This is a genomic window from Flavobacterium sp., assembly GCF_043722275.1.
Classification (GTDB): Bacteria; Bacteroidota; Bacteroidia; order Flavobacteriales; family Flavobacteriaceae; genus Flavobacterium.
This window is the reverse complement of sequence record NZ_JAYSPC010000202.1, coordinates 1-12,657: the sequence shown is the minus strand read 5'-3', so window position 1 is coordinate 12,657 and position 12,657 is coordinate 1. Positions and strand designations below refer to the sequence as shown.

The window sequence follows — 12,657 nt, the reverse complement described above, 5'->3', positions numbered from 1 at the left end:
GCGTGAAAATGGTTTGTGAATGTTAAAAGTGGTCTAACAACTTGCAATTATACAATAAAAACTATTCAAATATATAGATAGTGAAAAAATAATCTGTTTTAAATTAGATATTGTCATTTTTACCATTATTTATTTGTGATTTTCGTCTCAACAAAACCTTGATTTTTTAAATTACGAAAACGTAATAGTAGATTGATTTTCAGTTGTTTAAACTTTTAAATAATCGAATTATATCTTGATTTTTCACAGATCTTTTTTTTTAGATTTATTTAACATCTAGTTTCGTGCTGTTCTTTTAGAAGAATAAAAACTAACAAAAACCAAAATTTATGAGAAGTAAAAGTATTTACTGGTTAGCTGTTTTGATGTGCTTATTTGCGATTTCCTGCGATAGTACAGAAGACGGAAGCTACGTTGATCCAATTACCATTTATGAGAAAGTAAATGGAAATTGGGGATTAACAAATTTGAAGATGGTGGATGAATTTGCAAAGGCAAATAAGATCGAACCAAGCGAAGAAAACTTGAGTACCTATTTCAATTACGAGGATTTTAAAATCAAATTCAATGTAGATGAAAAAAACAATCCAACAAGTTATGAAGTTACGGGCAATGTTCCTCCTTTATTCGCTCCAAAAGGATTCTGGCAGTTAAGCTCAGATTTTCAGCCCACAAAAGCAGGAAATGCTATCAGAATTTATTTGTATAGCGATGCTCAGAAAACCCAAAAAACAGATGAACTCAGATTAACATCAGTTCCCGGAAAAAACGAAGAAATGGAAATTCAATTGGTTCGTAGTTCCGGCGGAAGCCCATTTGTGTCTTACGTGTTTAAATTAAATGCTATTAATTAAAAAGTAATATGAAATCGCCATGATTCCAAATAACAAACTTGCACAAAGAATGGCGATACCATGTTCCTTTAAAAAACAAATATGATATACACATGAAAAAATTTATATATACAATTTTACTGGCCCTTTTTATGGCTCCTAATTTTATGCAGGCACAAGAAACTGCAGGAGCTGTGGGCGCTATGTCATCGTTTCCGGTGGTGTACAAATATGATGAAAAAGTGACATGGTATTTTGATATGTCAGCTACTACATTTGCTGAAAACGAAGATCTTTATATCTGGATCTGGTCACCATCAGAGCCGGATGCGGGAAATTGGGAAAACTCATCTGATTTTGCAAAACTAACGCATGTAAAGGATAAGATCTGGAGTTTTACTTTGACTCCAACCGAATATTTTTCTAAAACTCCGGCAGAAATTGCAGCGAGTGCCGGATTTTGGTTTCGTTTAAAAAACAAAAACGGATCAAAACAAAGTGAAGTAGGAAATATGCCTTACACTGATTTTACAACATTTTATACTGCAAACGAGCTGATTAGAGCTTATCCCACAAAACCAACAATTGATAAAGGTGTAAGTATTTTGTTTAATGCCAATTTAGCTCCGGGATTTGCAGGAGCAACAAGTGTTCATATGCATAGCGGACTAAATGATTGGGATATTCAGCAAATGTATGAAGCTTCGAAACCGGATATTGCAGAAAAAACAAAACTGAAGGATTTAGGAAACGGTTTTTATAAAATGGATTTGGTTCCAAAGGATTATTACAATGCTCCTGATGGTTACGAAATGAAAAATTTAGTTTTCCTGATGGTGAAAGACAATTGGGCAGGAACAACTCCTGATCAGGTTTTATACGCTGGAGCTTTTGTACCGCCACCGCCACCGGTTTTTGCATTTTTTCCTTTGCAAATTAGTCAAAAAGATTTTCTTGGAATGTCCAGAAAAAACAATGAATCTGGCGTGAATAAATTGCTTTATACAATTACAGCCGGAAGCAAAGTAATTTCGGGTGAGTTTTCTGGTGGAACGGCAGAGATTAAAGGATTTGTCAACCTGGTTTCAGAACTTAATGGGATTCCGAATTTAAATGAAATTCATGTTTTGGTAAAAGACAATAAAGACAAAACGATTTCGGATACTACGATTCCACTTAAAACTTTAGACAAATAATCACTATCAAATTAATATCAATTCTAATGAAATGAGCATAATCCAAAATTTGGTTATAACCAATAATAACTATGCGAATTACATATGACCGATAAAAAAACAATAAATAACTACTTATGAATAGTAAAAATAAAAAAATAGTCCTGCATCACATGTGGACTACTAAAAATGTGGTATTCATGATTTTCATGCTTTTTCTTTCGGCGGGAATGTTTGCGCAGGAAAAAAAGCAGGTATCAGGTACCGTTTATGATAATACAGGCAGTGTATTGCCGGGAGCTACGGTTCTTGAAGCAGGAACGAGAAATGCAACAACCACAGATTTTGACGGAAAATTTACCTTATCGGTAGCCGTAGGAGGTTCTATTGAAGTTTCGTTCATTGGTTCAACCACTCAAAAAGTGCAAATTACGGCAGCAACAAAACCTAATTTAGACGTTCGTTTACAAAACGATGGTTATATGCTTGCTGAAGTTCAGGTAGTTTCTGTAGGATACGGAACGCAAAAAAAATCGGATTTAACCGGAGCAATCTCAAGTTTAAAATCAGATGATTTAGTAAAAGGAACAATATCTTCTACAGAACAGGTTTTGCAAGGAAAAGTAGCGGGATTAAATATCATTCGTCCATCTGGAGATCCTGCGGCGGGTTCTACAATTCGCTTACGCGGAGGAACATCTTTAACCGCAAGTAATAGTCCGCTGATTGTAGTTGACGGAATTGCGGGAGTTGATATCAACATCGTTCAGCCATCTGATATTAAATCTGTTGACGTTCTTAAAGATGCTTCGGCGACAGCCATATACGGATCAAGAGGAGCAAACGGAGTTATTATTATCACAACAAAATCTGGTACAAAAGGAGTTTCGGTTACGTACAGCGGTTTATCAAGCGTGGGTTATGTAACGGATAATTTAGATCTTTTGTCAGCAAATCAATGGAGAGGTTACGTTCGCAGTACAGGAAACTCAGATGCTGTTGATTACGGCGGAAATACAAACTGGCAAAAAGCATTACAGCAAACTGCTATTTCGCAATCGCATACTTTAAGTATTAATTCAGGAAAAGCTGACAGCGGTTTTAGAACATCACTTTCGTACTTAAACAATGAAGGTGTGATCAAAAAAACGGGTCTTGAAAGATTGAGCGGAAACATCAATGCGTATCAATATCTTGGAGATAATAAAGAGGTAAAATTTGACATGGGCTTATTTGCTAATGTTGACAAATGGCACCCAATGGATTATAGAATTTTTGAACGTTCATATAACTTAAATCCAACGATTCCGGTTTATGATGCTAACGGAAATTTCTCTTCGGTAGCAGGAAATATTTACGAAAACCCGGTTGAAATTTTAACAAACAGAACGGTTGATAACGAAAGACACAGATTATTAGGTTATTTTAAAACCGAAGTAAAATTTGCAAAAGATTTTCTTGCGGTTGCGAATATTTCTTATGAACATAATGCTGTAAAAGGAGCAACTTACAAACCAAGTTACGCGGTTATGGAAGGAGTAACTGAAAACGGTTATGCTCAAAGAACCTATGCAGAATATGCAAATGCTCAAGGCGAAATTTATGTAAATTACAATAAAGTAATCAACAAACATACTATTGGCGCACTTGCTGGATATTCATATTTAGAAAATATCTATGAAGGTTTTGGCGCACAACGAAGTGGTTTTGTAACAGATGCTTTTAGTTATAACAATCTTGGTGCGGGTTATAATTATCGTTTAGGCGATGTGTATTCATACAAAGGAAAATCAAATTTAGTTTCGTTTTATGCCCGTGCAAATTATTCTTATGATGGAAAATATTTACTAACAGGAACAGTGAGACGAGATGGTTCAAGCCGTTTTGGAGAAAATAATAAATGGGGAACATTCCCGTCAGCTTCGGCGGCATGGAAAGTGTCAAGCGAAGAATTTATGAGTTCTACAAAAGGCTGGCTAGACAACCTTAAAGTAAGGGTTGGTTACGGAGTTACAGGAAATCAGGACGGAATTGGTGAATACAAATCACTTTCAATTTTAGGAGTTGGAAATGACAGTTATTACGATCCTGCAACGGGAACATGGAGTTTAGCTTATTCGCCAAAACAAAACCCAAATCCTGACTTAAAATGGGAATCAACAAGACAATTAAATGTTGGTTTGGATTTTAGTTTGTTCAACAGAATTACGGGTTCATTTGAATATTATGTAAAAAACACCGACGATTTATTATATACTTATGAAGTTCCTCAACCACCTTATTTAGTGGGAACTATGTTAGCAAATGTGGGTGAAATGTCAAACAAAGGATTGGAACTTACTTTGAATGCTGATATTGTAAAAGGAGATAAATTTTCCTGGAATGCTAATTTGACATTAGGGCACAACATTCAAAAAATAGAGAAATTATCAAATCCTACTTATAAAACTGATGTTATTTACAGCGGATCTCTTCACGGATTAGCAGGAATGTCAGGACAATATTCTCAAATTATTGCCGAAGGTTATGCAGTAGGAACTTTTTGGGGTTTTGAAAGCGCAGGACTTGATACAGATGGAAAAATGTTGTACTTCAATGCTGCCGGAGATAAAGTTTTAGGCGAAGCATTAGTCGATGCTGATAAAAAAGCGTTGGGCGATGTTCAGCCGGATTTAACTATGGGTGTTGGAATGAATTTTACTTACGGAAACTTTGATTTAGGAATTTCAGGATACGGAATGTTTGGTCAAAAAGCTTTAAACGCTACAAACATGATGTTGAATGATCCTAACAGATTACCAACTTTTAATGTTCCGGATGATTTCCTGAATAGCGGTATCACTTCTGCACCTAAATATTCAAGTTATTGGATCGAAGATGCTTCTTTCTTCAGGCTTCAAACCGTTTCAGTAGGATATACTTTGCCTTTAAAATACAAAAGTTCTAAACTTAGAATATATCTTATGGGAGAAAACCTTGCTGTATTTACAAAGTACAAAGGCGTAGATCCTGAAATTGGTTTAAATGCTCAAGACGGAATAAATCAAACGGGAGTAATGGATTTAACCGGATTAGCAGCGCCGGGAATTGACAGATATAATAATTATCCTCGTCCAACAACGATTTCTGTAGGATTAAATTTTACGCTGAATAACTAAGCGATTAACTCAAAAATATATAAAATGAAAATCAAAATAACTGCAGCACTATTAGTTAGCATGCTTTTTACGATATCATGTACCAATTTAAATGAAGATTTATATGATAAAGTTGAAGATGGAAATTTTGGAAATACTCCAAAAGAAGTTGATGCATTAGTTGGCGGAGCATATTCATCATTAAGAGGATTTGCTGACGGAATCTCAAATAATTATCCAACAAGTGAGTATGTTTTCTTTTTGAATGAAACTGCTTCAGATGAAGCTACAATCCCAACAAGAGGAACAAACTGGTATGACGGCGGTCAATATCAGGATGTACAAAAACATACCTGGAAAGCTGATAATCGCTTGATTCTTTCGTCATGGCGTTACAATTATACCGGAATTGCCAAGATCAATTCGATCCTTTATCAAGTTGATAAATCATCATTGACCGATGCTGCAAAAGCACCAATTTATGCCGAATTAAAATCGTTGAGAGCCTATTATTACTACAATCTTTTAGACGCATTTGGTAATGTGCCAATCGTAGTAAATTTTGAAGATACCTCTTTGCCTTCCAATTCTACCAGAAAACAAGTGTATGATTTTGTGGAGAAAGAACTACTTGACGCTATTCCGCATTTGACTTCGAATGTTGTGTATTCTAAATTGACAAAAAACGTAGCGTATTCATTATTAGCCAGATTATATCTTAATTCCGAAGCTTTTATAGGAACAGCGCGTTGGCAGGATTGTATTAATATGTGTCAGAAAGTTACCGGATATACATTAACGCCTGATTTCTTTGCCAATTTTGCAACAGAAAATCAAAAGTCACCAGAGATTATTTTCGCAATTCCTTACGATTCAAAAGCAGGAACAGTTGGAAATTATATGAACTCAATGTCATGTCATTACCTTCATAAATTGACAATTTCGGCTACAGGAAATGATTATCCGTGGAGCGCAAACGGAATGTGCGCACAACCCGGCGTTTATTCGGCTTTTGCAGAAACAGATAAAAGAAGAAAATGTATGGTTGCCGGCGATCAGATCAATGCAGCAACCGGACAAGTTATTGTAATGGATAACGGAGAACCCTTAACATATACAGAAGAAGTTACAAGTGTGGCTGATGCCAAAGAAAATCAAGGAGTTCGTTTAGGAAAATACGAAATGAAAGCCGGCGAACAATGGGAACGTGATCACGATTTTGTATTGATTCGTTATGCCGAAATCCTGATGATGCAAGCAGAATGTTACGTTCGTTTAGGATCTGCTGATTTGGCTAAACCATTTATTCAGCAAATTACAGCGCGTGCCGGAGAAGAAATGCCAGCAACAATCGATCTTAATTTTATAGATAAAGAATTGCTGAAGGAATTTACTTTTGAAGGAAGAAGAAGAACAGATAATATCCGTTTTGGAACCTACTTCCTTCCTTGGTGGGAAAAAGGCGCAACGGAGAAATACAGAGCGATTTTCCCAATTCCGAGTACAGTTTTAACTACAAATAAAAATTTGGTACAAAATCCTGGGTACTAAATTAATGAATGTCAGTCTTCCGTGTTGGTTAGTCGTGGAAGGCTGACATATTTTATATGAATTAAAAATTGAGAATTAAAAATTAAAAATCTTTTAATCAGTGGCAAAAAAAATAAATCTGCCAGATCTGCAAAATCTGCGAGAAAAAATTTAGTCACAGATTAAAGGATTAAAATGATTTAAAAAAAGTTTTACGCAGATTTTACAGATTAAAGCAGATATAATTTTGATGTATTAGAGTAAATAAATCTGCAGAATCTGCTTAAATCAATTAAAATCTGCGTGAAATAATTTTAGCCACAGATTAGAGGATTAAAATGATTAAAAAAATCTATGGAAATCTTTTTAATCAGTGGAAAAGAAAAAAATCTGCCAGATCTGCAAAATCTGCGTGAGAAAAAAATAGTCACAGATTAGAGGATTAAAATGATTAAAAAAAAGTTTTACGCAGATTTTACAGATTAAAGCAGATATAATTTTGATGTAGAGTAAATAAATCTGCAGAATCTGCTTAAATCAATTAAAATCTGCGTGAAATAATTTTAGCCACAGATTAGAGGACTAAAATGATTAAAAAAATCTATGGAAATCTTTTTAATAAGTGGAAAAGAAAAAAATCTGCCAGATCTGCCTAATCTGCCAGAAAAAATTTAGTCACAGATTATCTCTCGCAGATTAGGCAGATTAAGCAGATTATTTTTATCTGTAAAATCAGCTTGAATCAATTAAATCAGCGTAAAATAATTTTAGCCACAGATTAGAAGATTAAAATGATTAAAAAGTTTCACGCAGATTTAGCAAATTAAAGCAGATTTGGTTTTGATGTATTAGAGTAAATAAATCTACGTGAAATAATTAAAAAAAAATCTTTCTAATCATTTTAATCTGTGGCAAAAAATAAAACAAATAACACATCAATATGAAAAGATCTATCACATTATTGTTTTTTGGGATCATGAATATTTTAGTCGTTGCGGGTTGTAGCAGCGACGATAAAAATTCAGATCAGCCTACAGAACCGGAAACAATTCAGCCTGTTGCTATTGAAAAAACAAATAGCACCAAAATTTACGTTCATTATATGCCTTGGTTTGAAACCAATGAAAGTAGTGCCGATAAAAAATGGGGATATCACTGGACAATGGCAAACAAAAATCCAAACAACATAGGCGCAAACAATCGTCGCGAAATTGCGTCATATTATTATCCGCTAATTGGTCCTTATCATTCAGGCGATAAAAATGTGATCGAAAATCATTTATTATTGATGAAATATTCAGGAATCGATGGCGTTTTAATCGATTGGTACGGCACTTATGATGTCAATGATTATAGAATGGTAAAAGAAAATACAGAACAGCTTATCGCAATGCTGGACAAAGTAGGATTAGAATATGCCATTGTTTATGAGGACAGAATTTTGACTAATGTCGTAAACGCCGGAAAAGCAATATCAGTCACCGGCGCGGCAAAAACCGACTTAGCATATATGGAGAAAAATTATTTTGATGATAAAAATTACATCAAAGTAAACGGAAAACCATTATTGCTGAATTTTGGACCAATTGTATTGCAAACCCCAGCCGAATGGACCAATGTTTTTAATACGTTAACCACAAAACCTACTTTTTTAACCCTTTGGGATCAATCAGTTGAAACTGGTGAAAATGCTTCGGGAGAATATGCGTGGGTTTATAAAAATAATACCTATTTGACTAATTTTTATACCAATACAAAACCAAAACTGGCTGTTGCAATAGGAAGTGCTTATCCTGGATTTAAAGATTTTTATGCCGAAGGTGGTGGCGGAGCAGCAATTGGCTGGACCATAGAACCCAACAATGGAGCTACTCTTGACGAAACACTTTCTTTGGCTAAAAATGCGAATTTAAATTTCCTGCAATTAATCACATGGAATGACTTTGGCGAAGGAACAATGTTTGAGCCAACAGTAGAATTTGGGTATACTTATATTGAAAAAGTAAAAGCATTTGCGGGTGTAAAAAGCACCGAAACCGTTTTTCCTGATATCAGTAAAATGTACAATCTGCGAACAGAAAAGAAAGGCAATGCCGATGCCCAGAAACAATTAGATCAGGCTTTTAATTATTTTGTTTCCATGCAGCCAGCAAAAGCAAAACAGTTACTAAACGAAATTAAATAAGAGTTGTAATTAATACAATTAAATAATGAAAAACATAAAATATAGATACTGTTTAATCGCTTTAGCGTCGATATTGATTTACGCTTGCAATTCTGGTACTAAAAAAACATACAAGATAAGTTCTCCAGGAAAAAATACCGAATTAGTTTTTGAATTAACTCCTTCAGGTCAGCCGCAATATAGTTTTACGGCTAACGGAAAATCGGTTATAGAACCGTCTTTATTGGGATTTGAATTTAAAGGCATCCAAAAAATGACAGAAGGTTTTGAAGTGGTTTCCACCGAAGAAAAATCAGCAGATGAAACTTGGGAACAACCGTGGGGAGAATTTAAAAAAGTGAGAGATCATCACAAAGAATTAATTATTCATTTAAAAGAATCAAAAGGCGAAGAGCGCTTGGTCAATATTATTTTCAGGGTTTTTGATGATGGGATTGGTTTTCGATATGAATTCCCGAAACAGTCCCATTTAGATAAAGTCGAAATATCAAATGAGATTACGCAATTTACTTTCAAATCAAATAATGATGTTTGGTGGATTCCCGTACATCGCGAAAATAGTTATTACGAAAGTACATACCGTAAAACGCCAACAAGTAAAACCGATACCATAAATACTCCGGCAACTTTTGAAACCAAAGAAAAATTATTTGTGGCAATTCACGAAGCCAACTTAACGGATTTTACTTCAATGACGTTATTAAAAACAAATGATAAACAATACAAAAGCGAATTAGTACCGTGGAAAAATGGCGTAAAAGTATATGCTCAAACGCCTTTTAGAACTCCGTGGAGAACAATTGTTGTAGGGAAAACTCCCGGAGAAGTGGCGACTTCGACAATTATGCTGAATCTAAATGAACCATCAAAAATTGAAGATCTTTCGTGGATTACGCCTTCAAAATATATTGGAATTTGGTGGGGAATGCATCTGGAAAAGTTCACTTGGGGACAAGGACCAAAACATGGCGCAACAACTAAAAACACAAAAGAATATATTGATTTTGCGGCAAAAAACAATTTAGACGGAGTTTTAGTTGAAGGCTGGAACGAAGGCTGGGACGGTGACTGGACGGCTGATGGATCATCATTTAGTTTTGTAAAAGCATATCCTGATTTTAATTTGGAAGAAATTACAAAATATGCTGCCATAAAAAATGTTCGCTTGATAGGACATCATGAAACGGCCGGAGCTACAAAACATTATGAAAGCCAGTTAGAAGATGCTTTTAAATTGTACCAAAAAATGGGCGTAAATACCGTAAAAACGGGCTATGTAAATAAATATCTGGATAAAAAAGAATGGCACGATAGCCAATACGGAGCGCGTCATTATAGAAAAGTAATGGAAACTGCGGCTAAATATCATATCATGATCGACAATCACGAACCTATAAAAGGAACAGGATTGCAGCGTACTTATCCCAACTTTATGACGCAAGAAGGCGGAAGAGGTCAGGAATACAACGCTTGGTCTGTTGATGGCGGAAATACTCCGGAACATTTAACGACTTTGCCTTTTACCAGAATGCTTTCAGGACCTTTTGATTATACGCCGGGAAATTTCAATTTTGATTATAAAACACCTTCGGGAGCGAGAGTGCAAACGACACTGGCAAATCAATTGGCATTGTATGTGATTATTTTTAGTCCGTTGCAAATGGCTTCAGATTTACCGGAGAATTATGAAGGAAAACCGGAATTTCAGTTTATAAAAGATGTTCCGTGTACATGGTCTGATACTAAAGTCCTGGATTCTAAAATAGGAGAATACACAACAATTGTCCGTAAAGACTGGGACGAGAAAAACTGGTATTTGGGTTCTATCACAAATAGTGCTGCAAGAAACCTTAAAGTCGATTTATCATTTCTTGACAAAGGAAAGGATTATGAAGCTGTAATTTATGCTGATGGAGCGGGAGCAAATTATAAAACGAATCCGTATCCTGTAACAATTTCAAAACAAAAAGTAAATAGTAAAACAATATTAGATCTTAAATTGGCAGCTGGAGGAGGAACAGCTATAAAATTCTCTCCAATTGAAAAATAATTAGTTGAGTTTATTTTGAGTTAAGTTTGAGCAATAAACTAGCTTAGTTATTTTACCGCAAAGCACGCAAAGTTTTGTAATTAAGCAGTTTTATAAAACACAAAGTTCGCCTTTACTTTGTGTTGTGACCTTTGTCAAAGTTTAACTTTGACAAAGGTTTTTTTATATCGATTCCGATACCACATTTTTGTCATTCTGAGCGAAGTCAAAGGAACACAAGAAACTAACACAAAGTATTTTCAACACAAAGCTTTGCGAACTTATGTTTACATAAGCTCCAAAAAGGAAAAAATCTTAGCGGCCTTTGCGGTGAATTTTTTTTTATGACAATCTACGCAAAACCAAAACTTATAATATCTTCTATGAACTTACATGGTTTAAAACTTCGCGATGCAAAAAAATGAGTTTAGGAATTCAAAATAGAACTTATATTTCTTCTATGAATTTACATGGTTTAAAATTCCTTTAATGTTTATAAAACTTAACGTGATTTCCAAATGCATACGTTGCGGTTAATGTTGGACCATTATAACCCCATTTAAAAAATCCGTTTAACTTTTCTTTTTCGGCATCAACTCTAATGTGTAAGCCTGTATAACCGGCAGTTAAGCTTAAGTTTTTGTAAACATTATATAATATCGACAAGTTATAACTCCAAAGACGTCCGTCGATATCATTTATTTTAAGAGCAAAATAATTGGCATTTGCATAAAGGCCCCAATTTTTTGCCAAAACAATTTCTGTCCAAAGTCCAAGATCCGGGAGCGGAGCGGTAAAATCAAAGTTGTCTCTATACTCTGCCTGAGCTGTTACGCCTTCAAGTTTAAGTCCCACATCTGCAAACATAATATGCGCTCCTATAAGAGCGCCAATTTCATAGCTGGGTTTTGAGATAAAGGCATATCCGTACGTAACTCGATAAATTTGATTGTCTAAAAAAGCAGATACACTTGCATTGACCGGATAAGTGTGATCGCCAAATTCTATGTCTTTTTGAAGCGTTTTAGTTGCTGTTCTTTTTAAATAAAAATATTCAGCGCCAAACCTTGATCTTCTTGAAATTCTCCATTCAAATGCTCCGGTAAAAGATGTGGTTTGTTTATTAAATCCCAGATCTTTTTCAAAATCAATCATATTTCCAAAATCACCATTATTGCTTCCTACTTCAACTTGTGTATTATTAGAAGGGAAAAATACACCTGCTGTAAATTTAAAACGTCTTCCGTGCCATGGTAAATCTCCCGCATCGTAATTTTGTGGAGACAAATCAGAATCATTTTCTAAAGTTGGTAAAGTGTTTTGTACAGGAATTTCAGCTGTAGTCTGAGCCTGAATGGTTATGCAGAAAAGGGAAACTATCAAAAAATAAAATAATTTTTTCATATGACTAATTTTTAGATTTTATTGATAAATTGTAACATTTAAAGTTAATAAAAAAAAGGATTAGTTTTGAGTTTTTTCTTGTTATTATTTTGTAATAATATTGATATTCAGTAAATTATAAAAATTGTCAAAATTAGTTGACATGTCACTCTTTTTTGTAATTTTGTTTTATGAAAAAAGATGAAGCAGATTTTAGTGTTTTTAAAGATGGAATTTCAGATAGTTTTTTCTTTCAGGTACATAGGATGAAACGAACTATTTTTCGTCATACAAATGCATTAATGAATGAAGCCGGAATTAATTTACAGTTAGAACAACTTCCTTTAATTATGATTTTGCAGCGCAGGAATCTATCACAAAGAGA

At 34.5% G+C, this 12,657-nt stretch carries 8 protein-coding genes; 7 read left to right on the top strand and 1 reads right to left on the bottom strand.

The genetic code is table 11. From position 1 onward, the window contains the following. Positions 1-329 precede the first annotated feature (329 nt). From ACHZDT_RS23680 to ACHZDT_RS23655, 6 genes are all read left to right on the top strand, one after another. Complete coding sequence (locus tag ACHZDT_RS23680; protein ID WP_394777163.1) at positions 330-854, top strand: DUF5004 domain-containing protein; 525 nt, start codon at positions 330-332, stop codon at positions 852-854. A 92-nt stretch (positions 855-946) separates the two neighbouring features. Further along, positions 947-2,029: a hypothetical protein gene (locus ACHZDT_RS23675; RefSeq protein WP_394777162.1), complete on the top strand. Its 1,083-nt coding sequence runs from the start codon at positions 947-949 to the stop codon at positions 2,027-2,029. 116 nt (positions 2,030-2,145) lie between these two features. Next, positions 2,146-5,166, top strand: coding sequence for a SusC/RagA family TonB-linked outer membrane protein (locus ACHZDT_RS23670; RefSeq protein ID WP_394777161.1), 3,021 nt, complete (start codon positions 2,146-2,148; stop codon positions 5,164-5,166). A 24-nt stretch (positions 5,167-5,190) separates the two neighbouring features. Continuing rightward, positions 5,191-6,696, top strand: coding sequence for a RagB/SusD family nutrient uptake outer membrane protein (locus tag ACHZDT_RS23665; RefSeq protein WP_394777160.1), 1,506 nt, complete (start codon positions 5,191-5,193; stop codon positions 6,694-6,696). 919 nt (positions 6,697-7,615) lie between these two features. Next, the gene (locus ACHZDT_RS23660; protein WP_394777159.1) at positions 7,616-8,860 is read left to right on the top strand and encodes a glycoside hydrolase family 71/99-like protein; all 1,245 of its coding nucleotides are present in this window, start codon (positions 7,616-7,618) and stop codon (positions 8,858-8,860) included. A 25-nt stretch (positions 8,861-8,885) separates the two neighbouring features. Further along, positions 8,886-10,910, top strand: a complete 2,025-nt coding sequence (locus ACHZDT_RS23655) for a glycoside hydrolase family 97 protein (protein ID WP_394777158.1) — start codon at positions 8,886-8,888, stop codon at positions 10,908-10,910. Between the two features lie 465 nt (positions 10,911-11,375). On the opposite strand, the gene ACHZDT_RS23650 is transcribed toward ACHZDT_RS23655, so the two are convergent. Then, a complete protein-coding gene (locus ACHZDT_RS23650; protein WP_394777157.1) occupies positions 11,376-12,293 on the bottom strand; it encodes a hypothetical protein in 918 nt (305 codons plus the stop codon). 170 nt (positions 12,294-12,463) lie between these two features. Between ACHZDT_RS23650 and ACHZDT_RS23645 the strand changes: the two genes are divergently transcribed. Continuing rightward, positions 12,464-12,657 (top strand): hypothetical protein (locus ACHZDT_RS23645; protein WP_394777156.1); only part of this gene is annotated, 194 nt, incomplete at its 3' end.

Coding starts and splice junctions, on each gene's coding strand:
- ACHZDT_RS23680 (WP_394777163.1), top strand. CDS start 330: ATGAGAAGTAAAAGTATTTACTGGTTAGCTGTTTTGATGTGCTTATTT.
- ACHZDT_RS23675 (WP_394777162.1), top strand. CDS start 947: ATGAAAAAATTTATATATACAATTTTACTGGCCCTTTTTATGGCTCCT.
- ACHZDT_RS23670 (WP_394777161.1), top strand. CDS start 2,146: ATGAATAGTAAAAATAAAAAAATAGTCCTGCATCACATGTGGACTACT.
- ACHZDT_RS23665 (WP_394777160.1), top strand. CDS start 5,191: ATGAAAATCAAAATAACTGCAGCACTATTAGTTAGCATGCTTTTTACG.
- ACHZDT_RS23660 (WP_394777159.1), top strand. CDS start 7,616: ATGAAAAGATCTATCACATTATTGTTTTTTGGGATCATGAATATTTTA.
- ACHZDT_RS23655 (WP_394777158.1), top strand. CDS start 8,886: ATGAAAAACATAAAATATAGATACTGTTTAATCGCTTTAGCGTCGATA.
- ACHZDT_RS23650 (WP_394777157.1), bottom strand. CDS start 12,293: ATGAAAAAATTATTTTATTTTTTGATAGTTTCCCTTTTCTGCATAACC.